The 22,861-nt window shown below is 67.8% G+C and carries 24 protein-coding genes and 1 riboswitch; of the genes, 7 read left to right on the top strand and 17 right to left on the bottom strand.

Annotation, left to right across the window (positions count from 1 at the left end; genetic code table 11):
- Positions 1 to 124: 124 nt before the first annotated feature.
- On the bottom strand, positions 125 to 430 hold the full coding sequence (locus LWH48_RS16430; RefSeq protein WP_232913408.1) for a hypothetical protein: 306 nt from the start codon (positions 428 to 430) through the stop codon (positions 125 to 127).
- The gene (locus LWH48_RS16425) at positions 423 to 1,547 is read right to left on the bottom strand and encodes a tyrosine-type recombinase/integrase (protein WP_232913407.1); all 1,125 of its coding nucleotides are present in this window, start codon (positions 1,545 to 1,547) and stop codon (positions 423 to 425) included. Before LWH48_RS16425 ends, LWH48_RS16430 begins: the two co-directional genes overlap by 8 nt.
- 174 nt (positions 1,548 to 1,721) lie before the next feature.
- On the opposite strand from LWH48_RS16425, the gene LWH48_RS16420 reads away from it, so the two are divergent.
- The 3 genes from LWH48_RS16420 to LWH48_RS16410 all read left to right on the top strand — a co-directional run bounded on the left by LWH48_RS16420 (position 1,722) and on the right by LWH48_RS16410 (position 4,851).
- Complete coding sequence (locus LWH48_RS16420) at positions 1,722 to 2,309, top strand: TSUP family transporter (protein WP_232913406.1); 588 nt, start codon at positions 1,722 to 1,724, stop codon at positions 2,307 to 2,309.
- 117 nt (positions 2,310 to 2,426) lie between these two features.
- A complete protein-coding gene (locus LWH48_RS16415) occupies positions 2,427 to 3,863 on the top strand; it encodes an SPOR domain-containing protein (protein ID WP_232913405.1) in 1,437 nt (478 codons plus the stop codon).
- Between the two features lie 112 nt (positions 3,864 to 3,975).
- On the top strand, positions 3,976 to 4,851 hold the full coding sequence (locus LWH48_RS16410; protein WP_232913404.1) for a DMT family transporter: 876 nt from the start codon (positions 3,976 to 3,978) through the stop codon (positions 4,849 to 4,851).
- 44 nt (positions 4,852 to 4,895) lie between these two features.
- Here the strand turns inward: LWH48_RS16410 and thiE are convergent, their stop codons facing one another.
- From thiE to LWH48_RS16395, 3 genes are all read right to left on the bottom strand, one after another.
- The gene (thiE, locus tag LWH48_RS16405) at positions 4,896 to 5,513 is read right to left on the bottom strand and encodes a thiamine phosphate synthase (RefSeq protein WP_232913403.1); all 618 of its coding nucleotides are present in this window, start codon (positions 5,511 to 5,513) and stop codon (positions 4,896 to 4,898) included.
- On the bottom strand, positions 5,503 to 6,324 hold the full coding sequence (thiM, locus tag LWH48_RS16400; protein ID WP_232913402.1) for a hydroxyethylthiazole kinase: 822 nt from the start codon (positions 6,322 to 6,324) through the stop codon (positions 5,503 to 5,505). Before thiM ends, thiE begins: the two co-directional genes overlap by 11 nt.
- A 32-nt stretch (positions 6,325 to 6,356) precedes the next feature.
- A riboswitch (TPP riboswitch) is annotated at positions 6,357 to 6,455 on the bottom strand.
- Positions 6,456 to 6,528: 73 nt separating this feature from the next.
- On the bottom strand, positions 6,529 to 6,789 hold the full coding sequence (locus LWH48_RS16395; protein ID WP_161431631.1) for a hypothetical protein: 261 nt from the start codon (positions 6,787 to 6,789) through the stop codon (positions 6,529 to 6,531).
- Positions 6,790 to 6,986: 197 nt separating this feature from the next.
- On the opposite strand from LWH48_RS16395, the gene LWH48_RS16390 reads away from it, so the two are divergent.
- Entirely contained in the window at positions 6,987 to 8,828 is a 1,842-nt protein-coding gene (locus LWH48_RS16390; protein ID WP_232913401.1) for a DUF3413 domain-containing protein, read from the top strand.
- Positions 8,829 to 8,933: 105 nt separating this feature from the next.
- Complete coding sequence (locus LWH48_RS16385; protein ID WP_232913400.1) at positions 8,934 to 9,452, top strand: cytochrome b; 519 nt, start codon at positions 8,934 to 8,936, stop codon at positions 9,450 to 9,452.
- A gap of 8 nt (positions 9,453 to 9,460) precedes the next feature.
- Here the strand turns inward: LWH48_RS16385 and LWH48_RS16380 are convergent, their stop codons facing one another.
- The 9 genes from LWH48_RS16380 to LWH48_RS16340 all read right to left on the bottom strand — a co-directional run bounded on the left by LWH48_RS16380 (position 9,461) and on the right by LWH48_RS16340 (position 18,215).
- Positions 9,461 to 11,152, bottom strand: a complete 1,692-nt coding sequence (locus LWH48_RS16380) for a phosphoethanolamine transferase (RefSeq protein ID WP_232913399.1) — start codon at positions 11,150 to 11,152, stop codon at positions 9,461 to 9,463.
- 83 nt (positions 11,153 to 11,235) lie between these two features.
- The gene (locus LWH48_RS16375) at positions 11,236 to 12,621 is read right to left on the bottom strand and encodes an ATP-binding protein (RefSeq protein WP_232913398.1); all 1,386 of its coding nucleotides are present in this window, start codon (positions 12,619 to 12,621) and stop codon (positions 11,236 to 11,238) included.
- Complete coding sequence (locus LWH48_RS16370) at positions 12,618 to 13,298, bottom strand: response regulator (protein ID WP_232913397.1); 681 nt, start codon at positions 13,296 to 13,298, stop codon at positions 12,618 to 12,620. The genes LWH48_RS16375 and LWH48_RS16370 overlap by 4 nt, the downstream gene beginning before the upstream one ends.
- 7 nt (positions 13,299 to 13,305) lie before the next feature.
- Positions 13,306 to 13,989, bottom strand: a complete 684-nt coding sequence (locus LWH48_RS16365; RefSeq protein ID WP_232913396.1) for a hypothetical protein — start codon at positions 13,987 to 13,989, stop codon at positions 13,306 to 13,308.
- Entirely contained in the window at positions 13,986 to 14,828 is an 843-nt protein-coding gene (locus LWH48_RS16360; protein WP_232913395.1) for an SDR family oxidoreductase, read from the bottom strand. Before LWH48_RS16360 ends, LWH48_RS16365 begins: the two co-directional genes overlap by 4 nt.
- Positions 14,815 to 15,507 carry a TenA family transcriptional regulator gene (locus LWH48_RS16355; protein ID WP_232913394.1) on the bottom strand — a complete coding sequence of 231 codons (693 nt, stop codon included), beginning with the start codon at positions 15,505 to 15,507 and terminating at the stop codon, positions 14,815 to 14,817. The genes LWH48_RS16360 and LWH48_RS16355 overlap by 14 nt, the downstream gene beginning before the upstream one ends.
- A complete protein-coding gene (locus LWH48_RS16350) occupies positions 15,504 to 16,988 on the bottom strand; it encodes an AMP-binding protein (protein WP_232913393.1) in 1,485 nt (494 codons plus the stop codon). The genes LWH48_RS16355 and LWH48_RS16350 overlap by 4 nt, the downstream gene beginning before the upstream one ends.
- Entirely contained in the window at positions 16,972 to 17,634 is a 663-nt protein-coding gene (locus LWH48_RS16345; RefSeq protein ID WP_232913392.1) for a thermostable hemolysin, read from the bottom strand. The genes LWH48_RS16350 and LWH48_RS16345 overlap by 17 nt, the downstream gene beginning before the upstream one ends.
- 95 nt (positions 17,635 to 17,729) lie before the next feature.
- On the bottom strand, positions 17,730 to 18,215 hold the full coding sequence (locus LWH48_RS16340; RefSeq protein ID WP_161431620.1) for a C40 family peptidase: 486 nt from the start codon (positions 18,213 to 18,215) through the stop codon (positions 17,730 to 17,732).
- Between the two features lie 152 nt (positions 18,216 to 18,367).
- Here LWH48_RS16340 and gloA point away from each other — a divergent pair, with 152 nt between their 5' ends.
- Positions 18,368 to 18,901, top strand: a complete 534-nt coding sequence (gloA, locus tag LWH48_RS16335; RefSeq protein ID WP_232913391.1) for a lactoylglutathione lyase — start codon at positions 18,368 to 18,370, stop codon at positions 18,899 to 18,901.
- A gap of 112 nt (positions 18,902 to 19,013) precedes the next feature.
- Positions 19,014 to 19,982 carry an ABC transporter substrate-binding protein gene (locus LWH48_RS16330; RefSeq protein ID WP_232913390.1) on the top strand — a complete coding sequence of 323 codons (969 nt, stop codon included), beginning with the start codon at positions 19,014 to 19,016 and terminating at the stop codon, positions 19,980 to 19,982.
- 81 nt (positions 19,983 to 20,063) lie between these two features.
- On the opposite strand, the gene LWH48_RS16325 is transcribed toward LWH48_RS16330, so the two are convergent.
- The 3 genes from LWH48_RS16325 to LWH48_RS16315 form a co-directional block, all read right to left on the bottom strand.
- Positions 20,064 to 20,801 carry a DODA-type extradiol aromatic ring-opening family dioxygenase gene (locus LWH48_RS16325; RefSeq protein ID WP_232913389.1) on the bottom strand — a complete coding sequence of 246 codons (738 nt, stop codon included), beginning with the start codon at positions 20,799 to 20,801 and terminating at the stop codon, positions 20,064 to 20,066.
- Between the two features lie 178 nt (positions 20,802 to 20,979).
- Positions 20,980 to 22,197: a lipocalin-like domain-containing protein gene (locus LWH48_RS16320; protein ID WP_232913388.1), complete on the bottom strand. Its 1,218-nt coding sequence runs from the start codon at positions 22,195 to 22,197 to the stop codon at positions 20,980 to 20,982.
- The coding region (locus tag LWH48_RS16315) for an FtsX-like permease family protein (protein WP_232913387.1) at positions 22,197 to 22,861 on the bottom strand (665 nt) is incomplete at its 5' end. The genes LWH48_RS16315 and LWH48_RS16320, both read right to left, overlap by 1 nt.

Here is a 22,861-nt window from a genome sequence, read left to right as displayed (position 1 = left end):
TCACTTTGGTCATCAACGTGACACCGCTCAGGACCATGACACAGGGCAGCGCTGTGCAGCTGCAGCCAAGGCCGAGACGATAACTTAAATCGGGACGTTTTCTGTCTTGACGATGGGGTCCACTTTATACCGCTGTATCAAGAAGCTCGGGGTCGTATATATCGTTTGTTTCTAAAAATTCAAAAAAACTGCTGCACTTTTCATAATAAGATGTTTTAGTGGTATTTCCAGTTCTGTTTCTAAGTTTGTAAATAGCCCAAACGAAAACCTCCATTATCGCGCGATTTTTTTCGGCAGCCTTCTTTTTAGAGAAATCAAATAATTTTTGAGTGTTTGTGTTTTTGCAAGTTGCTGTAAAAGCCAGATCTCTCTGTATGCGCTTTTCCATAGCATGCAACGCTTCCACGGATGCATATTTCTCGCTAGTCATAAATCTCCCCCAAGTGGGCGTCTATTCTACTATTCCACTCTGAGAAAGTGGATGCATAAGAAACTTTGGTCGCTGTGTCTACATAGAATTTATGGGTGGTTTGTACATTTTCATGCCCCATTAATTTGGAAAGGCCTTGTAAGTCTCTGTTCAATAAATAATGGTAAGTTCCAAAGGTGTGGCGAAGACTATGGGGGTGGGCGATAATTCCGGTGTGTTGCCCTGCTTTTCTAAATAGTTTTTGGATCCAGTTGGGTGTAAGCTTTGAACCTTTGTTGGAGATGAATAAGCTCGGTGAAACAGTATCTGGAGAAAACTTTCTTATTGTTTCACAAATATTTTCTCGGTCAATGTCGGTATACTCCCATAGTTTTAGTAAGAGTTCATTTGGGATGAGGATCACTCTAGCCTTGCCACCTTTTCCCACGCATCGAGCAGGTGTTAACTTTAAACGCTCTTGCACTTCTGGTAGGTCGGAAAGGGGGAAATTGCACACCTCCGAGATTCTCATCCCCGTCTGTAACATGAGCGCACCTACTAAGACGTTTCGATGCTTGACCTGCGGACTATTTCGCCCTGAAATGACTCCCAAAGCACTTATAAAGTTAAGCGCGTCATCCATCAGTAAAAATTTGACCGGTTCTTTAATTTGGCGTGACAGGTGCCTGCGGCTTTTGTATATTCCTTTTGCGCTATTGGCCACTAGGCGAGCATCATCGGGTTTTAAATAAGAGCAATAATCGCTGCTAGAAGCCCAGATTAAAAATCGATATGCGCCAGCCGTCCGAGCATTTACTGTATTCCAACTAAGCCCATCCCCATTGGACTTCTCGTACATGCATAAAGCTTCGATATAGTTATCGAAGGAATCTTCGTCTATGTCATCAAGTATAATTTCATTCAAAAATAGCCAAATAAGAAACTCCTTGAGGTGCTCTGCTTCTGTACGTAAGCTTTTCGGAGAAAGGCTCCGGGATTTTGTTCTCATGTAACGATTGGCAGCTTTTAATAGAGTTGCTTCTTCACTGAAGAATTGAGGTACAACCCTTAACCTTTTAACCCTTTCAACTTTAGATTCGCTGAAATCTACTTCGATACATCTGACGCCGTGCACCATTAATGTTCTCCAGAGTGCTTGGGGATGACATACATCTATTATGCGCCAAAAAAATGCTTAAGTCCCTGATTTTAGGTAATTATGTATCAAGTCCTTACTATTCTGTTTTTCAAAGGAAAAAGTGGCGGCGCGCGTGCATATATCAATGGAATGAGCAGGTCCTTCTAACATGGCATGGTACAAACCGGCTCCAACGTCGGACGGGTGGCGCTTACCTGGCGCCATGTCGATCGCACGGTGATCGCGGCCTTCCTTCCCGGGGTGGTGCTGGGCGCCCTGGCCGCGGCCTGGCTGCTGGTGCGCCTGCCCGCCGGGCTGCTGGAGCTGTCTATCGCCGCCTTCGTGCTCTACAGCTGCTGGGGGCCGGGACTGCCCAAGCGTGCCCTGGGGCGCGTCGGGGTACTCCTGGCCGGCGCCCTGACCACCCTGCTCTCCAGCCTGGTGGGCGCCAGCGGGCCCATGGTGGCGGCCTTCATCAAGCAGGGGCAGAGCGACCGGCTGGCCAAGGTGGCGACCTTCTCGGCCTGCATGAGCGCCCAGCACCTGACCAAGGCCTTCGTGTTCGGCATGGCTGGCTTCGTGTTCCGCGACTGGCTGGGGCTGATGCTGGCCATGGTCGCCTCGGGCTTCATCGGTACCTGGCTGGGCCTGCGTCTGCTCAGGCGGCTTTCCGAGCACCGCTTCGATACGCTGTTCAAGTGGGCCCTGACCCTGCTGGCGCTGCGGCTGGTCTGGCTGGGGGTATCCCGGCTGGCGGGCTGAGGATTGTGGAAGTCGAGTTTTTTTGCCGATTCGCGCTGTACAGCGCCGGCATGCCGGCCATAATGGATTAAGAAGCCTAAAGAAAAGCGATATCGGGACATTCGAGGGAGCAAGAGTATGGTGACCGCGAACATGGCCATGGGCCGCTCACGGCTGTTGGCGTTCGGGCTGCTGGTGAGCCTGGCGATGCTGCTGGCCGGGGTGGCACAGGCCAATCCCCGTTATGCTGCCATCGTCGTCGACGTGGAGAGTGGCGAGATCCTCCACGCCGCCAACGCCGAGGAGACTCGCTATCCGGCGTCGTTGACCAAGATGATGACCCTCTACCTGCTGTTCGAGGCCCTCGAGGGGCGTAGCCTGAGCCTCGGCCACGCGCTGCCGGTCTCCTCCTATGCGGCTTCCAAGCCGGCTTCCAAGCTCTATGTGAAGGCCGGCTCGACGATTCCGGTGGAGACCGCCATCCAGGCGCTGGTGATCAAGTCGGCCAACGATGTGGCCGTGGTGGTGGCCGAGGCCCTGGGCGGCAGCGAGACCCACTTCGCGCGCATGATGACCGAAAAGGCCCATGAGCTGGGCATGACGCGCACCACCTTCCGCAATGCCAACGGCCTGCCCGACGCCGGGCAGACCACCACCGCCCGCGACATGGCCACCCTGTCGCTGCGGCTGATGCACGATTTCCCGCAGTACTATCACTACTTCTCGCGCACCAGCTTCAACTGGAAGGGCAAGACCATCACCGGGCATAACCGCCTGCTCGACAACTACGCCGGCGCCGATGGCCTGAAGACCGGCTTCATTCGCGCCTCGGGCTTCAACGTGGCCACCTCGGCGGTGCGCAATGGCCGCCGGCTGGTGTCGGTGGTAATGGGCGGCTTCACCGCGGCCTCCCGCGACGCCCACATGTCAGATCTGCTGGACCGCGGCTTCGTACGCGCCTCGCTGTACGGGCGCGGCGACTGGGTGGCCCAGGCCGACTTCTCCGGCGAGCGCATGAATCTGCCACAGACGACGCCCGCAGCGGTTCCCGCCTCCCGTCCCGTGGTGCCGGCGTCCCGGCCGGCGGTGCAGGTGGCCAGCCGCCAGGCGCCCGAACCGGCACCCCGCGTCGTGGAGCGCCTGGAGCCAGAACCAGCACCCCAGCTGGCCAGCCTGGAAGTCCCCGAGCCGCTGCCCCGTGCGACGTCAGCCTTGCCCGAGACCGCCCAGGGCTCGGCCAACGACCCGATCCGCGAGCTGATCTCCCAGGCCGACGAGCCGGTCAGCCGCACCAGCCAGCGTCTCGAGCCGGTAGGTCGCAGCGGCTCGGGAGGCTGGGGCGTTCAGGTGGGCGCCTTCAGCAATCCCGACAACGCCCGCAGCCTGGCCGGCCGTGCCGCCGACCGCCTGGCCAGCGACCTGACCAATGCCCGCGTGGACATCCACGAGGCGCCGGGGCCGCAGCCGCTGTTCCGCGCCCGCCTGGTCAACCTCGACGAGAATCAGGCCTACCGCGCCTGTCGCAGCCTGGCTCGCGATGGCATCGACTGCATGGTGGTCAACGCCAGCCTCTAGGCCTTGCCGTTCGTCTGCGAACCTTCTAGCCTGACCTCGATAACCACCCCGTCGGCCTTCGGTCGGCGGGGTGGTGCTTTTGTCACACCGGGTGATCGGAAGGGGAGTCGCGATGACGTCGTCGTTCAAGGGGATTGGCTTCATGTGCCTGGGCGTGCTCTGCCTGGCCATCGGCGACGCCATCTCGAAGTGGCTCGGTGAGGTGCACTCGCCGCTGCAGATCATCTTCTTCCGCACCCTGGTCTCGCTGCCGCTGATCGCGCTGTTGGCCCACTTTGCCGGCGGCCTGCGCAAGCTGCGTACCCGGCGCCCCGGGATTCACCTGCTGCGCGGGCTGATCTACACCGGCACCATGGGCTGCTTCGTGCTGGGCCTGACCCTGCTGCCCCTGGCCGAGGCCACGGCCATCGCCTTCGTGGCGCCGCTGTTCGTGACCCTGCTTTCGATACCGCTGCTGGGGGAGCGCATCGAGGCGCCGGTACTGATCGCCTCGCTGGTGGGTTTCGTCGGCGTGCTGATCGTGGTGCGCCCGGGGGGAGATGCCTTCCATCCGGGGTCGCTGGTGCTGGTGGGGGCGGCGCTCTTCTATGCGCTGATGCTGATCACCGCGCGCCGCTGGGGCGGCAGCGAGCATCTCTGGGCCATGGTCTTCCACATGACCGTGGTGCCCTTCGTCATCACCGGGCTGCTGCTGCCCTGGGTGTGGCAGTCACCCCAGCCCTGGCACTGGCTGGGCTTCTTCGGCGCCGGGGTATTCGGGGTGGGGGCCACCGCCTTCATCACCCTGGCCTTCCGCCACGCCCCGGCGGCCATCGCCGCCCCCTTCGACTACACCGCCATGCTGTGGGCGGTGCTGCTGGGCTGGTGGTTCTGGGGCGAGATGCCGGACCTCTGGGTATTCGTGGGCAGCGTGCTGATCATCGGCAGTGGCCTGGCCATCGCCTACCGCGAGGGGCGCACCTCACTCAAGCGGCGCCCTACCGCCTGATCCCTAGCCGCTGCTGCGCGTCCTGGCCCTGTCCCGGGATGAGTTCAGCCTCGGGAGAAGAAGGCCCGCGCCGCGGCCTCGGGGTCCGGCATGCCGCAGATCGCCGAGATCACCGCCAGTCCGTCGGCACCGGCCTGGCGCGTCGCCGCCAGGTGCTCGACCTTGAGTCCGCCGATGGCCACGCTGGGCAGGGGGCTCGCCGCCACCAGGGTGGCCAGCCCCGCAAAGCCCAGCGGCTCGGCGTGGTCATGCTTGCTGGGAGTGGCGAATACCGGGCCGAGTCCCAGGTAGTCGAGGCGCTCGGCGTCGATGCGTGCCATCTGCGCCAGGGTCTGCACCGAGAGCCCCAGTATCGCCTGCTCGCCCAGAGCCGCTCGGGCCTCGGTAACCTCGCCATCATCCTGGCCGATATGCAGGCCGTCGGCACCGCTCTCCACCGCCACCGCCAGGCGGTCGTTGATGATCAACGGCACGCCGCTGCCGGCCAGCGCCGCCTTGAGCCGTCGCGCCTGGTCGATCATCTCGCCGTCCGATGCGTGCTTGTCGCGCAGCTGTATCATCGTGGCACCCCCGCGCACTGCGGCCACCGCGGTCTCCACCAGGCCGTGGTCGGCGCACAGGGCGGGGTCGGTGACGAGGTAGAGGGAGAGGTCAAGGCGCATCGGTCACCTCCAGGGTGGGCAGGGTGGCAAGCTGGTCGTGGTCGAGGGCGTAGAGGGCATCGAGGAAGGCCACGGCGAAGCTGCCGGGGCCGTTGGCGACCTCACCGGCGCGGCGTCCTGCCTCGCCGTAGCAGGCGAGTGCCGCCACGCTGGCCGCGAAGGGGTCCTTTGCGCCCACCAGGAAGGCGGCGACCACGCCGGTGAGCGCGCAGCCCAGGGTGGTGACCCGGGGCATCAGCGCATGGCCGCCCGGGATGCGGGCGAGGCGCTGGCCGTCGGTGACGAGGTCGACCTCGCCAGTCACCGCCACCACGGCATCAATGCGGCGTGCCAGGGCCACGGCGGCCTGCTCGGCGGCTTCGGTGGGATCGCTGCTGTCCACGCCGCGCCCACCGCTGCCCTGTTGCTCCAGGGCCAGGATCTCAGAGGCGTTGCCGCGGATCACCGTGGGGCGTCGCTCCAGCAGGCGCCTGCCCGTCTCGCGGCGGTAGGCGGTGGCACCCACCGCCACCGGGTCCAGCACCCAGGGCCTGCCCGCCAGCCGTGCGGCCTCGGCGGCCTCCTCCATGGCCTCGACCCAGAGGGGGGAGAGGGTGCCGATATTCACCGTCAGGGCATCGGCGAGGGCGGCGAACTCGGCGGCCTCCTCGCGGGCATGCACCATGGCCGGCGAGGCGCCCAGGGACAGCAGCACGTTGGCCATGGGGTTCATGGCCACCAGATTGGTGATGTTATGAATCAGGGGTGCGCGCTCGCGCAGGCGAGCGAGATGGGCGGCGGGGTCGATCGGGCCGCGGGTGGCGGTGGTCATCGTTCCTCCCGGGCGCGGGAGGTGCAGGCGGCGGGGCGGGCTGCACGACTCCCTACGCCGGCATGATCCGGGTCAGGTTCCAAGGGTGCGTCTCAGCCACGGCGAGTCCCGCGGCGCCCCTGTCGTCGAGCCACACTATCCACGTCCCGGGGAGGACTGTAAAGGCCGAGCAATGCCTCTGGCGAGGCGCTCGAGCAGCGAGGTTCATGCCATCACATGGAAGCCCGCCAGGGTAATCAGGCTGGCCAGTACCAGGCTGTTGACGGTGTCCCGTGCTTCCTCGTCTTGCCAGCGCTCGGGGGTGAGCAGGACGAGCGCCAGGGTGCCCAGGGCGGCGAGCCCCAGCGGCAGTTCGATGGGTTCCCAGCCGGCGGCCAGCACGCCCAGGGCCAGCAACGCCAGGCCGATGAGCAGCAGCGGCACGATGGCACGGTTCTCGGTGACGAGGGTGTCTGCGAGTGTCATTATCGGACTCCGGGTCATGGTGTTGCCTCGGGTTGCGGCGGTATCAGCATGCACCATGACTGTGGCGCGCCTTCCTTAAGGATTGCTTAAGGTGGCATGACCAGAGTGTGACGGCGCCGATCCCGGTACCTTTCCACCACCCGACAGGCCGTGTATCGCGGCTTGGTGTCGGGCCCTTTCATGATCGTGGTCATCACATGCTTGCATCCCTTCTCCATCGCTGGCGCTGGCTGGGCGCCTGGACCCTGGCCAACCTGCTGCTCGCCTGGCTGATCAGTCTGCGTTATCTCCCCTACATGGCTCCCGAGGGCGCCGAGCAGTGGGGCTACCTGCTGCTGGTGTTCCTCGGTCATATCGGGCTTCTGGTGTGGCTTGGGGCCTTGCCGCTGCTGCTGCTGGCCCCGCTGCTTCGGGCGCCCTGGCTGTGGCTGGTCACCACCCTGTGGGCCGGCCTGTTGCAACTGGTGCTGCTGCTCGACACCTTCGTCTACGCCCAGTACCGCTTCCACCTGAGCGGTTTCATCCTCGATCTGCTGGTCAACGCTGGCGGCGACGTCTTCAGTTTCTCCTGGCTGGCCTGGGCCCTGGCCATCGGCGGTGTGCTGGCGATGCTGGCGCTGCAGGGGGGCCTGGGGTTATGGCTCAAGCGGCGTCCACTGTCGCGGCCGGTGCTGCCGGCACTCGCCCTCGGCCTGTTGGCCCTGCTCGGGGTGCACGGCTGGCACGCCTGGGCCGACGCCCACTACGACCGCGACATCACCGGTATGACCCGCCATGTGCCGCTGTTCTATCCCGCTACCGCCAAGCGCCTGTTCGTCAAGCGGGGCTGGGTTGATCCCCAGGCGGTGCGCGACCAGGTGGAGCTGGAGGCGGCACAGGGAAAGGCCCATGACCTGGCCTATCCCTCGGCGCCGCTGAGCTGCTCGCCGGCGGCTGCGCCCCACAACCTGCTGCTGGTGGTGCTGGACAGCGTGCGCCACGACCTGCTGACCCCCGAGGTGATGCCCAACCTGAGTCGCTATGCCGGTCGCCCAGGCTGGTACCGGGCCGCCGAGCACTTCAGTGGGGGCAACTCCACCAAGGCGGGGGTGTTCAGCCTCTTCTACGGCCTGCCGGTCACCTACTGGGATGCCTTCACCGGCGGCCAGACGCCGCCGGTGCTGATGGAGAAGCTCGAGGCCGCCGACTATCGTTTCCAGGTGCTCTCCTCGGCGACCCTGGTGAGCCCCGCCTTCGACCGCAACGTCTTCGCCGGCCTGGAGGACGTCTCGCTGACCCCGGCCCAGGGCGAGCCCTGGGAGCGCGACCGGAAGATCACCGACGACTGGTTGGCCTGGATGGAGGCCTCGGTGGAGTCGCCCGATGCTGCGCCCTTCTTTGGCTTCCTCTTCTACGACGCCGTGCATGGTTACAGCCATCCCCCCGACTCCCCGCGCTTCACTCCCTACTGGGAGCAGATCAACCATATGGCGCTGGGTCCCGACTTCGACCCCGAGCCCTACTGGAATCGCTACCGTACCGCGGCGCGCTACGTGGATGCGCAGCTCGGGCGAGTGCTTGACGACCTCGAGCGACGCGGCAGGCTCGACGATACCGCCGTGGTGATCACCTCGGACCACGGCGAGTCGTTCAACGAGCATGGGCGGAACTACTGGGGACACGGCAGCAACTACACCCCGGAGCAGGTCCAGGTACCGCTGGTGATGCACCTGCCGGGGCGCCCCGGCGGTGTGCTCGAGGGGCGCACCCAGCATGCCGATATCGCCCCGACGCTGCTGGAGGAACTGCTCGGCTGCGAGGCCGCCCCCGAGCGCTATACCTTGGGGCGCAGCCTGCTCGCCCCCGGGGGCGAGCGTGACTGGCTGCTCTCCGGTAGTTACATGGGCTACGGCATCCTGTTGCCGGAGTACCAGATCGCCGTGCATCCTACCGGCGCCTTCGAGGCCTACGACTACCGCATGAACGAGCTTGAGGAGGTGCGCCCGGCCCCCGAGGTCTCCCGCGAGGTGCTGCAGGCGCTGTCGCGCTTCTATCGTTGAGCGGCACCGGGTGAAGATGAACGGCGCATGAATGCGGCGTTAAGGCTGGCGTCAGCCGGGGTGCGGTACAACGGTCGTCGTCCATCGACCGAGGAGGATGACGACATGAACTGGCTGGATTCCGAACAACGTTACGGCGCCGTCTCGCGGGCGCTTCACTGGAGCATGGCCACGCTGCTGCTCCTGATGCTGGGCACCGAGTGGCTGGCAGAGGTCGTCGGGATGAGCGAGCGCGAAGCGATGGTGCTGCACAAGAGCGTGGGGGTGCTGCTGCTGGGGCTGCTGGTGTTCCGGTTGCTGTGGCGCCGGGTCAACCACGGCCGGCTCGAGGCCCATGCGCACTGGAAGTGTGCGGCCCGGTTGGGACACCTGGCGCTCTACGCGGCGATGCTGGTGATCCCTGTGAGCGGCCTGCTCGTCGCCCTGGGCAGCGGCCACGGCGTGGAGTTCTTCGGCCTGCCGCTGATCGCGCCCGGTGCCGAGATCGAGTGGCTGGAGGAGGCCGCCGAGGAGACCCACGAGGTGCTGGCCAACCTGCTGTGGCTGCTGATCGGCGGTCACGTGGCGGCCAGCCTGGCGCACCAGTTCTGGCTGCGCGATCACACCCTGAAGCGCATGGCCTGAATATTCTGCTACTCCTGCGTGATCAGCGCTCCGGGGGCTTGTGCCTCCGGGGCGCGGCAGTTTGCCGTCAGGTCCAGGGAGTCCTTGCGAACCTCGCTCTCCACGCCAAGCAGGCCGAGCAGAGAGTGGAACAGGTGGGCATGGCTCAGTGAGGCGTCACGCTGGGCAGTGAGGCAGTCGCTCGTCAGTCGTTGGCTGCCCAGGAAATCATCGGATGCCCACCACACCATGGGCACGCGGGTCTGCTCCCGAGGAGCGATGGCGTAGGGCAGGCCGTGTAGATAGATCCCCTTCTCGCCCAGTGACTCTCCGTGGTCGGAGACGTACAGCATGGCCGTGGCCAGGGATTGACTCTCCTCCAGCACGCCGATGATCCCGTCCAGTACGTTGTCGGTATAGAGGATGGCGTTGTCGTAGCTGTTGACGATCGCCTCGCGGGAACACTGGGCCAGGTCCGCCGTGTCGCAGGTGGGCGTGAAGGCCCGGAAGGCGTCGGGGTAGCGCTGGAAGTAGCTGGGGCCATGATTGCCCAGCATATGCAGCACGATCAGGGTGTCGCGATCGAGCGAGGCGACCCGCCGTTTCAGCTCCTCCACCAGCACACCGTCGAGGCATTCGTCTTCGTCGCACAGGGCCGGATAGGTCGACGGCGACGGTGAGGCTGCCTCGACGCCATCGCAGATTCCCTTGCAGCCCGACTGATTGTCGATCCATACCACGCGATAGCCGGCGCGCTGCACCACGTCCAGCAGCGTCTCATGGCTGCGGGTGAAGCGTTCGTCGTAGTCGCTTCGCCCCTGCGGGGAAAACATGCAGGGCAGCGAGACGGCGGTGCTGGTACCGCAGGTGGCCACCTCGCTGAAGTTGACGACCTCACGTTCGGCCAGCCGCGGGGTAGTCTGCCGCGGGTATCCGGACAGCCCCCAGTTGGCGGCGCGCACGGTTTCTCCGACCACCAGCACCAGCAGACGCGGAGCGCCGTCGGCGCTTGGCAGGCGTCGTGCATCCTCGCCGATGGGCAGGCGCTCCTCGGGCAGCGGTGGGGGCGCCGCCATCACCTGGCCGGTGGAGACGATGGCATTGCCCGGTGTCACCAGATAGCGAAGCTCATGATGGTTGCGCATCAGCGAGGAGAGGCTCTGGAAGGAGAGCAGCAGTGCCCCGACGAGCACGACGACACTACCCAGCCACCACAGTGCACCGGCCCCCAGGCCGTGCTGCCAGCTGCGCCGGCGCAGCGGCCAGCCCCATACCAGGGACAACGGCAGCAGGCCGAACAGCAGCAGGTAAAGCACCAGGCCCGGGGTAAGCAGCTCGCCTGCCTCTCGGGTATCCGTCTGCAGCACGTTATCGATCATGTGGGTATCGAAGTAGGTGCCGTATTGGCCTGTGAAGTAGCTGACCGAGGCGGCGACCATCACCAGGGCAGTCAGCAGCGGTTTGACGGTCACGCGGCCGGCCAGCGGCAGGAAGACCACCAGGTGCAATCCGGTCACCACCACGCCGTAGGCGACCAGCAGGCCCCAGTCGCCAAGCCCCGTGGGCGGCTCGGCCTCGATTACCGCCGACCAGAAGCGTCGGTTGTAGAAGAGCGTGAAGCCAAGGCACACCAGCAGGGTCAGGGCCTGGGGAGAAACCGCTGGCAGTCGGGAGCGGAACCGCAGGAGACTATCTATCCGCGAGTTATTGGTTTCAGGCATTGGCTGAGTCCAGGAAGGTAACCCAGCCATGCTGACGGGCTCGTCTTAACGAAGCCTTATTTCAGAGGCACCAGCGCAAAGGCTCAGGCGGCCCGCGGAAGCGTCGCCACGGCGCGCAGACCGCCGCCGGGGGCCTCCTCCAGGCGGAGCGTACCGCCATGGCGGGCCAGCAGGCGCTCGACGATGGAGAGCCCCAGGCCGGCGCCGGCTCCGGGGCCGGCGCGATGGAAACGCTCGGTAACGCGCTCGCGCTCCGCGGCGGGAATCCCCGGGCCCTGATCATCCACTCGCAGCGTCAGTCGGGTCGCCTCGGCGGCCAGGCTCACCGTTACCCGGCCGCCGTCCGGGGTGTAGCGCAGGGCGTTGCCGACCAGGTTCTGTACCAGGGTGGCGATGGCACCGGGTTCGGTAGCCAACCGCCAGTCACTCTCCTCGTTCGCGGTGAGGTCCAGCGCCTGGCCGCGCTCCACCGCCAGCGGCGAGAGCTCGGCCAGGGCCTCGCGAACCTCGACCAGCAGGTCACCGGCGATCCGGGCGCTCGACTCCTGCTCCTCCTCCTCGGGCTCCAGGCGCGCCAGCGTCAGCAGCTGGGTGACCAGCCGGGTGGCGCGAGCCACGCCGCGGCGCAGCTCCTCCAGCGCCTCGCGACGGTCGCCGGGGTCCTCGGTGGCCAGGGCGTTCTGGGCGTGCAGGTCGAGCACCGCCAGGGGGGTGCGCAGCTCATGGGCGGCGTCGGCGATAAAGCGCTTCTCGCGCACCCGCAGCCCGCGGATGCGCTCCAGCAGCCGGTTGAGGGCGCCGACGATGGTGTCCAGCTCCCGGGGCAGGGGGCGCATCACCAGCGGCTGCAGGTTGTGGGGATCGCGCTGGCGGATCGCCGCGGCCAGCCGCGACAGCGGCCGCAATCCCCAGCCGGCGGCCCACCACAGCAGCAGTGCCAGCAGCGGCAGGCCGACCAGGTCCGGCAGCAGGGTGCGTAGGGCCACGGCGCGAGTCAGCTCGCCGCGCACGTCGTCGCGCTCGGCGACCATCACCCGCCGCGACGGCTCGGGCAGGTCGAGGACATAGACCCGCCAGTCGTGGCCGGCCACCCGGCTGCTGGCATAGCCGGGTGGCGCCTCGGTGAAGGGCTCGGGCGGGGCACTGGCCGAGCGCAGCAACAGCCTGTCTTCCTCCCACAGCTGGAAGGCCAGCTTGCTCTCGTAGCGGTGACCGGGGAGCTCCTTGTCAGACTGCTCGGCGCGCGCCACTGCGCTCTCCAGGCTCGCCAGCAGCGCCTCGCGCTGGTCGTCCGGCAGCGGCGCCTGGATCAGGCCCTCCAGCAGGCGGGCGTTCTGGGCCAGGCTGGCGTCGTAGAGCTCCTCGATCTCGTGGGCAGCATAACGATAGCTGACCAGGCCGATGGCCAGCATGCTGACCCCGAACACCAGCAGCACAAGTCCCAGGGTTCGGCGACGAATGGAGGTCACGCCTCGGCCTCCTGCGGCGCGCGGTCCAGCACATAGCCGATGCCGCGCACGGTGCGGATCAGGCCGGGGAAGAGCTTGCGACGGAGGTGGTGGACATGCACCTCGATGGCGTTGCTCTCCACGTCCTCCTCCCACCCGTAGACCAGCCGGGTCAGGGTGTCGCGGGTGAAGACACGCCCGGGGTGGCCCATGAACTCCTGAAGCAGGGTGAACTCGCGGCGCGAGAGCGGGATCACCTCGCCGCCATAGCACACTTGCCGGCTGGCGGGATCGAGGCGGATGCCGCGACACTCCAGCAGCGGGCTGGCCTGGCCCTGGCTGCGGCGCAGCAGGGCACGCAGGCGTGCCTTGAGCTCGGCGACCTCGAAGGGTTTGACCAGGTAGTCGTCGGCGCCGGCGTCGAGGCCTTTGATGCGGTCGTCGACGGCGTCCCGGGCGGTCAGCACCAGCACCGGGATCCGGTTGCCGCCGCGCCGCACGGCCTCCAGCACCCGCATGCCGTCGAGCCCGGGCAGGCCCAGGTCGAGGATCACCGCGTCGAAGGGTTCGCTGCCCTGCAGGGCGGTGAGTGCCACGGCGCCATCGGCGAGATGGTCCACGGTGTAGTGCTCTGGCTTGAGGGCCAGGCGAATGCCCGAGGCCAGGCTCGGGTCATCCTCGACCAGCAGGATGCGCATCGTTGGGTCATTTCTCCAGTTGCGACAGCAGGTGGCGGATTTCCTCGCGGCGACCGGCGTCGGCGAGTTCGCGGCCGGGCCGCGGCGGCGCCTGCAGGGCCTTCTCCAGGGCCTGGCGAGCCTCGCCGTCGCGACCCTGCTGGTGCAGATAGTCGCCCCAGAAGTAGAGGCTGTCGAGTCCGTCGGGGTTGATGGTGAGCGCCCGCTTGAGGTGCCACTCGGCTTTGTCGTCGTCGCCGAAGCCGATCGGCCAGCCCGGTACCTGGTAGTAGAGGGCCCCCAGGCTGGTGTATGCGGAGCCGTTCAGCGCCAGCGGGTCCTGCGCCAGGGCGGCCTCCAGATAGCCGCGCGCCTGCTTGACCAGGCCCAGCGCCCCCAGCCCGCCCTCGGCGCCGGCTTGGCTGGAGCGCACGATGCCGGACCAGATCAGCAGCTCGGCGGAGTCGGGATGCTCGGCCAGCTGGCGTTCGGCCTCCTTGCCCAGCTCTTCGAGGGCCTTGGCCTGCTGGCTTTCGGGCATTTCGTAGCGGATCTCGGCCCAGCGGGACTGCAGTGCAGCCACACTCGGATCGGAACCACCGCCATCGCCCGCGGCCAGGGTAGTGATGGCGGAGAGGCCGCCGAGGCCGGCGACAAGCAGCGTGGCGGCAAGGCGCAGCCGGGGGAAGCGAGAGGGTCGTCGAGCGTTCATGGCGTGGTCTCCGAAGTGCCGATAAAGCGGCGGATGACGGGAAGCTGGCGCGCCAGGGTGTGGTCGACCACACCCGGCAGCAGGGCGTTGAGGCGCACGAAGAGCCGCTCCGGCCCGCCCAGCTGGGCCTCCTGGCGGCCGCGCTCCACGGCATGGCGCACCGCCTGGGCGACCCGGGCGGGGCTGTCCATGGCGTTGCCCAGGGCCGCGTTCATGGCCTCCACCTCGGGGGCATTCATGGCGGTGCGGGTGGCCCGGGGCGAGACATGCAACACCCGCACCCGGGTGTCGGCGAGCTCCCGGCGCAGGGCCTGGCTGAAGCCGCGCAGGGCGAACTTGGTGGCGCAGTAGCCGACCTGACCGGGGTAGCCCAGGGTGCCGAAGGTTGAGCCCAGGGTGACCACCCAGCCCTGGCGCGCCGTCATCAGCTGGGGCAGCAGGGCGCGGGTCAGCTGCAGGGTGGCGGTGAGGTTGAGGGCAATGAGGCGCTCGATCTCGGCATCGGAGCCCTCGGTGAACAGCGCCACCCGGTTCACACCGGCGGCATTGATCAGCATGTTGCAGCCGGCTTGTCGAGCCGTGGCCACCAGCTGCTGGCGCTCCTCGGCGCGGGTCAGGTCGGCGGGCAGCGCGGTGACCCGGTCGGGGTGGCGGTCCGCGGTGGCCGCGAGGGCCTCGGCGCGGCGGCCGGTGATCAGCAGTTGCGACCCGGCGGCGGCCAGCTCGTCCACCAGCGCCTGGCCGATGCCGCCGCTGGCCCCGGTGATCAGCACCCGCTGGGCGGGCCAGCCCCCCTCCGGCAGCCGTGGGCGTCGGGCGAGGCGGTCAGACCAGCGCATCGGAGAGCTCCCGGGTGGCATTGCCGCCGGCACAGCGCGTCTCGACGCCGCGGAACATGGCGCCGTAGAGGCGGTAGACCAGCTTGGCAGTGTCGATCACCGCCGCCAGGTCATCGGCCTCCAGGCGGTTCACCAGCCCCTCGAAGAAGGCCAGGTGGCCGATATCCAGGCTGCCGTGGGAGGTCAGATAGCGTACCGCGTCGTCGGGCAGGTCGAGGCTCGCCTGCAACCGTTCGGCAGCCTGGGTGGCCAGCGCCGTGCTGGTGCCCTCCAGCACCTGGACCATGCCGAAGAAGCCCACCGGGTGGCCATGCTCGATCTCGTCGCGCACGGCAGCCACCATCAGACGGGTAGCGGGGTCCGCCGGGCGGGCGGCGGCCGCCGCGGCATCGCCACCGGCGGCGCGGATGTCGTCGAGGATCCACTGCTCGTGGCCGTGCTCCTCCTCGATGTACTCCACCAGGGCGCCACGCAGCCACTCAAGACGCTCCGGCAGGCGGGCGCCACAGGCCATCATCAGCGGCACCGTGAAGCGCACGTGGTGGTAGGCCTGGCCGAGGAAGGCGAGGTATTCGTCACGGCTCACCCGGCCGGCCAGGGCGCGGGTCAGCAGCGGAGTGGAGAGCAGCCAGTCGCGCTCTTCACGGGTGGCGTGCTGCAGTTGCTGGTAGGGGGTCATGGGGTCACTCCTTGTGGCGCCTGTGAAAGGTGCGGCTCGGGTCGAGTGGGTGCGGCACACAGCCAGCCGCCATGGGCGGCGAGGATGGCGTCGCGGCGCAGGCGGCCGTTGGCCGTCAGCTGGTGGTTGTGGGGGGTGAAGGGGGCGCTGCGGCGCCATTCGTGGACCCGGGCGTAGTCGGGCAGCCCGGCGTTGGCCTCGGCCACCGCGGCGGCAAGCTGGGTGTCGTCGACCTCCGCCGAGGCAGGCACCAGCAGCGCGCGGTTGGCGGGCAGCGCCTCGCCGTGCACCAGGGCCTGGGCAATGGCGGGGCGGGCGCAGAGCTCGCCCTCCACCCACTGGGGGTCGACGTTGCGGCCGTAGGCGGTGATGAAGACCTCGCGACGTCGTCCCTCCAGCACCAGGGCGTCGCCCTCCCAGTGACCCAGGTCACCGGTGGCGTGCCAGGCCGAGGTGGACGTCGGCTCACCGAGATAGCCGAGCATGTTGGCCCCCTGGACCTGCACCTCGCCGTCGTCGGCCAGCCGCACCTTGGCATGGGGCAGCGGCCGGCCCACGCCTCGGGCGGACTCGCCGGGACGGTTGAGGCAGACCACGGAGGCGCATTCCGAGAGGCCGTAGCCCTCGAAGACCGGCCAGCCGCCGTGCCGGGCACGCGCCAGCAGGGTATCGGCGACCCTGGCGCCACCCACCGCCGCGAAGCGCAGGCTCTCTGGGGCGTTCGGGCGTGCCGCCACCAGCGCCTGCAGCAGCTGGGGCACCAGGATCAGGCTGTGGGGCCGGCAGGCGTCGAGGGTGGCCAGCGCTCGTTGCGGGTCGAAGCCGCTGGCGCCGCTCCAGCCCAGCTCGGCGACCCCGGGCAGGCAGACGGTGGCGCCGAGCCACAGCGGCACATAGAGGCCGCCGATGTTCTCCAGCAGGGTGGCCAGCGGCAGCATCGCCAGGTGCCGCTCGATGCCCAGTGGTTCGACTACCGCGGCGATACTCTCGGCCACGGCCAGCGGGGCGGCGGCATCCAGGCAGACTCCCTTGGGAGTGCCGCTGGTGCCGGAGGTGAAGGTGATGCGGGTGGTGCCGGCATGCAGCTCCGGTGGCGAGGCGACGCGTCGGGTGGCGATGGCGGGGTCCCGCGTAGCGGCGAAGCCATGGGCCTCGCCGCCGGGGCCGATCCAGGCGTCGAGCCCGGCAGCCTCCACCAGGTGGTGGCGCTGGGCAGCGCTGAAGAAGGCGGGCACCGGCACCGCCACGCGGCCATCCTGCAGCAGCGCCAGGTCCCACAGTGTCCAGTCGATGCCGTTGTCCAGGGCCAGGGCGACCCGCGTGGCGCCGGCGTCGGCCAGCCGCTGCCGGCGTGCCTCGATCTCGCCCGACAGTTCGGCGAAGGAGACCCGCCGCTGCCCCTCCTCCAGCGCGATACGGGTCGGGCGCTCCTCGGCGTGGCGGCTCAGCCGTGCGAGGAAGGCCTCAGGCGAGGTGCGCATGGGCCACCTCCGCCGGACGGGGCAGGCTCGAGGGCAGCAGGCCGCGTTCTCCCAGTTCACGATGGGCGCGGCGCAGGTCGCCGGCCATGACCCAGGGGCGGCGCTCATAGTAGCGGCCCCAACTGGCCTGCTCGGCGCCGAGGCGTGCCGGGTCGGCGACCATCACCGGCTCCAGGGTAAGGCCCAGGCGACGAATGCCGTTGGCCACCTCAGGGGTGGCGGTGAACAGCAGCCAGCCGATGCCCTCGCGGCCGAGCTGGTCCACCAGATTCAGAAAGAGTGGGCGCTGCAGGCCGGGACGGCGGCTGGCCAGGTTGCCGATCTCGGCGACCTGGTGGCGGGCCACGGGGCGGGCGAAGCGCTCGGCCAGCAGGCGCTCGGCGCAAACGTCCAGGTAGCGTTCCTGGAACAGCGGGCCACTCGCCGCCGAGCGCACCCCCACCGCGGCCTCGGCCCGCTCGCCCTGCCACAGGCCGAAGAGGCGCGGCAGCAGTTGGGTGATGGCGGCGCCATGTTCCTCGGCGAAGCGGCGACGGATCAGGTGCTCCAGGCGGCGGCGCCGGGTCCAGTGGCGCGCCTCGCGCCACTGCAGCGGCGAGGGGGTGGTCGCGGCCGGCAGGCAGGGCAGGCGTCTCGGTTCAGGCATCGGGTCGTCTCCATGACGTGTCACCGATACTCTGGTCCCGACAACTTAACGCAGGCTTAAGCCCTGGCCCGGAATGCTGTGCGCCACCTCGGGCGTCAGGGGGCCGGGGCGGCGGCGCCCAGGAAGCGCTCCTGCCAGTAGGCGATCTCCACCGGCGAGGTCTCTACCCGGCGGCCACGGCCGGGGGCGTGGATCATCTGGCCGTCGCCGCGGTAGATGCCCACGTGGCTGGCCTTGCCACCCCCGCTGGTATCGAAGAACAGCAGGTCGCCGGGGCGGGCGCGATCCACTTCCGGCAGGGCCCGGAACTGGTCATCGGCGGTGCGCGGCACGGGGATACCGGCGGCCTGATAGGCCAGTTGCACCAGCCCCGAGCAGTCGACGCCCGAGGGCGTGTTGCCACCGAAGCGGTAGGGCGTGCCCAGGGCGCGCTCGGCCGCGGCCAGGATCAGCACGCGGTCGATGGTTAGGCCCTCGTGGGGTGGCGGGTCCTCCACCGCCAGCTCCTTGCCGGCACAGCCGGCGAGCAGGGTGAGGGCGACCATCAGCAGCCACACCCGCCAGAGATCACGAACTGGCATGCGAATCGCTCCTTGCAGTGGATATCCCCCTACATTAGCGCTGGCCGCCACTGGTGGGGAAGCCATGGGGGAAAGGCCGCGGGAAGCGCCTGGAAAAGTGCCACCATCATCCCCATATCCGAGCGTACATCCACGCATCACAAGGAGTCACCATGAGCTTCCAGGGTGAGCAGCATCCCGGCGTAGAGGCCCCCACCGCCGAGTCCCAGGGCTTCCGCCTCAACCACACCATGCTGCGCGTCAAGGACCCCGAGAAGGCGCTGGCGTTCTACTCGCGGGTATTCGGCATGTCGGTGGTGCGCCGCCTCGACTTCGAGGAGATGCAGTTCTCGCTCTACTTCCTGGCCCGGCTGGAGCAGGGCGATGACGTACCGGAGGACGCCGGCCAGCGCACCGTCTGGACCTTCAGCCAGAAGGGCCTGCTGGAACTGACCCACAACTGGGGCACCGAGGAGCAGACCGACTTCGCCTATCACGACGGCAATGCCGAGCCCCAGGGCTTCGGCCATATCTGCTTCAGCGTGCCCGATCTCGACGCCGCCGAGGCGTGGTTCGACGCCAACGACGTCGAGTTCGTCAAGCGCGCCGATCAGGGCAAGATGAAGGACGTGGTGTTCGTGAAGGACGCCGACGGCTACTGGATCGAGGTGGTCCAGGCCGACCGCCTCGCCGCCATGGGCGACTGAGGACACGCCACTGGCCAGGTGCCGCCTGCGGGCGGCGTTTTTGCCATCCTCTCCGACGGGCGATAAGGTCATGCTCGAATCCATGCATGGCATGACCTGCCAAGGAGACCCGATGAACCTGTCCCGTCGTCCCCTTACCCTGGCGCTGGCCGGCGCCCTGCTGGCTGCCCCTCTGACCTGGAGCAGCGTGGTCCTCGCCGAGGAGCCGGCCCAGGTGCGCTTCTCCGTGCCCGCCTGGCCCGGGGTTACCGTCAAGACCGCCCTGGCTGCCCAGCTGCTCGAGACGCTGGGCTACGAGGTGAGCCAGGAGGAGCTCGGTTCCACCATCACCTACGAGGCCCTCACCCAGGGCGAGCTGGACGCCTTCCTTGCCGCCTGGCTGCCGGGCCAGCAGGGCATGTACGAGACCACCATGGAGAAGGACGTGCTGGTCGACCTGGGCAACAACGTCGACGGCGCTCGCCTGGGCTTCGCGGTGCCCACCTATGTCCATGAGGCCGGCGTGACCTCCGCCGAGGACCTCGACCGCGAGGAATTCGCCGAGAAGCTGGAGCGCACCATCTACTCCATCGAGGTAGGCTCGGGCATGAGCGACACCCTCAACGAGGCGGTCGAGAACGACACCTACGGTTTGGGCGACTGGGACCTGTCGGAGACCTCCACGCCGGGCATGCTCAGCGCCGTGGACGCGGCCATCAATCGCGACGAGTGGATCGTCTTCGCCGGCTGGACGCCGCACTGGATGAACATCGAGTACGACGTCAAGTACCTGACCGATACCCAGGACATGTGGGGGCCGGACGGCGGGCGCAGCGACGTGCGAACCCTGGTGACCAGCGATTTCGCCGAGGCTAGCCCCAATGCCACCAAGCTGCTCGACCAGCTCAGCTTCACCGCCGATGACCAGAGCGCCATGATCCGTGGCTTCAGCTACGAGGAGCGCGAGCCTGATGCGGTGGCGCTGGACTGGATCCGTGCCAACCCCGGCAAGGTGCAGGACTTCCTCGACGGTGTCACCACCCGCGACGGCGAGCCGGCCTGGCGGGTGGTGCAGCAGGCGCTGGACATTCCCGACGCCTGATTCCGCGACATTGGCACGCAACGAGACGAGGCCGCCCCGGCAACGGGGCGGCCTCGTGCTTTCAGGGGAGTGTCGGCGGCGTCAATCGAAGGCGTAGACGTCCATGGCCAGCACGCCGTGCTCCACGCTGTGGTGCAGGCGCCTGCCCGGCCCGCCGGCACCCAGTGCCACCAGCAGCGGCTGGAAGTGCTCCGGCGTGGGATGGTTCTCGCGGGCCTTGGGGCCCTGCTCCCAGGCCAGCAGCGCCTCGCGGTCGTCCGCCACCAGGCGCCCCTCGATCCAGTCGGCGAACTCGCCGACCCAGGGCGGCATCTCGGCGTCCAGCGGCAGCATCTCGTAGAGGTTGTGGGTCAGGCTGCCGGAGCCGATCACCAGGATATCCTCCTCGCGTAGTGCCTGGAGCCTCTCGCCCAGGGCCAGCAGCTCTGCGTTGGACCACTGCATCGGCAGCGACAGCGAGACCACCGGCACCTCGGCGGTGGGGAACATCAGCGACAGTGGCACCCAGGCGCCGTGATCCAGGCCGCGTTCGGTGGGTACGGCGTTGAGCTCCCGGGCCAGGCGCCTGGCCAGTTCGGGCTCGCCGGGGGCCGGGTACTGCACCTCGAAGAGCTCGCGGGGGAAGCCGCCGAAGTCGTGGATGGTCTCGGGGCGCTCGCTGGTACTGACCAGCAGTTGGCGGCTGGCCCAGTGGGCCGACACCACCACCACGGCACGGGGGCGGTAGTCCTGGCCCAGTTGACGCAGGAAGGCGTGGGCCGGGGTCTTGGTCAGGGCCAGCATCGGTGAACCATGGGAAATGAACAGGCTGGGAAGCATCTTGGCTCTCCTTCGGTGGATGGGCGCCGCCCCGAGGGGCCTGCTCGCCGTCTCCGTCGGGTGTCGATCAGTGATGCCGATTACTCTACCAGCGTCCCGGGAGGAGATAATCGGGCCCTGGAGAGAAACATTGTCGCTCAAGCAGCGATAATCCTGTTTCCCTCGGCCGGCAAGCGGCTCAGTAGCCGGTCATCTCCAGGTAGCCGACCCCCAGCCGTTCGCCGCCATCATGGTCGCGGGCCACCACCTCGCCCTCCCAGTAGGGCACCGTGGTGTCCATCCAGCGCTCGGCGTGGGGCGCCTCGACGATCAGGTCGAGATTCTCCCCGGGCACTTCCAGTCGCCAGCGGGTGGGCACCTCGCGCCCGGCCACGGGAGAGGTGGCCAGCGGGGTCATCGCCAGCTCCTGCGAGGCCAGCGGGCGGGTGGTGCCGTCCGACGCGATCCAGCTGCCGGAGCGGTAGTCGCCGCCGTTGTCGCCACCGCCGCGCAGGCGGAAGGCCATCAGCCTGCGGCCGTCGTCCAGGTGCAGCGAGAACCAGTCCCAGCCCGCCTGGTCGGGGCTCAGCAGCTGACTGCTCCACTCCCGGTCGAGCCAGCCACGGCCGCTGACCGTGTGGGTCTCGCCGGCCAGGGTGACCTCGCCCTCGATGCGCCAGAAGGGCTGGCTGTAGTAGTGCGAGCCCTGGCCGTCGGCGGCCTTCTGGCTGAAGCCGTCACGGCCATGCAGGACCAGCGGCCCCTCGGCGGTGAGCGTGAGTTGGTAGCCGAGGCGCGCCTTTCCCTCTCCATCGCCATCGCCCTCCCCCTCGAAGGCGGTAAGGGTGAGCCGCTCGAAGGTGTCGGCGCCGGGCTCCGTTACCTCGCTTTTCAGTACCCAGTCGTCGAGCCAGGCGCGGAAGGGGGAAGCCACCGCACCGGCCTGGCCATCCGTCTGTTGGGAAGGGGCCGCCGAGTGGCTGCGGGCGAAGCGTTCCGCCACGCCGTGCTGTGCGCCCCTGGAGACCGCCATATGTGCCATCCACAGCTGATCGGCGGCCCAGGGCGTGGGCTCGGGGCGCTCCTCCGGCGGCGTCGTTTCCGATGACAAGAGCGCCTGGCGGAAGAGGGTCCACTGCAGCCCCAGCGGCTCGCCCTGCTCATCCTCCAGGTTGGCGGTGAGGTACCACCACTCGATGCGGTAGTCGGGGTGGGCGCCGTGATCCTCGGGGAAGCTCAGCGTGGTGTCCGGGCCGGCCTGCACAAAGCCGGCGGTGCTCTCACCGAGCCCGGCGAAGCCGGCACCCGAGCGCTCGGGCGGGGTCTCGTCGCAGCCGGCGAGGGCTACAAAGGTGCCCAGCAGGGCGGCCGGCAACAGGGCCCGCCACGGGGCGGCATGCTTGATCACTCGTGGCATCATCCTGTCTCCTCGGCCAGCAACGCCCGGGGCGGAGTGCGCCACAGGCGCAACGCCGGCAGTGCCGCGGCGGCAAGCGCCACCGCCACGGCCGTTCCCAGGGTCAGCGCGATCTCCCCCGGGAAGAGGTGCAGCGGCAGCCGCCAGCCGAAGGCCGCCACGTTGATCACCGCCACCAGGCCCCAGGTGATGGCGATGCCCAGCGGCACGGCGACCAGGCCCACCGCCAGCGCCGCTCCGCCCAGCTGGGCCAGCTGGACGCCCAGCAGCTGGCCCCTCGGTACCCCCAGGGCCCACATCGGTGCCAGCCGGCGGCGGCGCTCACGGGCCTGGGCCAGTAGGCTGGCCAGCAGCGCCAGCGCCGCCACCGCCAGGGTCAGGGCGTTGAGCGCCCGGGTGATGGTGAAGGTGCGCTCGAAGATGCCGGTGGCGATGCGCTTGACCTCGCCCTGGTCACGCAGGGCATCGCGGCCCAGAGCGAATTCGCTGCCCAGCGCCGCGCCCAGGGCCTCGCCGTCGGCCCCCGGGGCCAGCACGATGCCGATGGAGTCCGGCGGTGCCGAGAAGCGCCTGCCCAGCTCGGTAGCGGCCATCAGCACCTCGCCGCGAGGGTTGCCGTAGTCGGGATAGATCGCCGCCACGGCGAGCGCCTCCCCGCCGCCCG

Source organism: Halomonas sp. G15, assembly GCF_021282295.1.
GTDB classification, from domain to species: domain Bacteria; phylum Pseudomonadota; class Gammaproteobacteria; order Pseudomonadales; family Halomonadaceae; genus Halomonas; species Halomonas alimentaria.
This window is presented reverse-complemented; position numbering and strand designations above follow the sequence as displayed.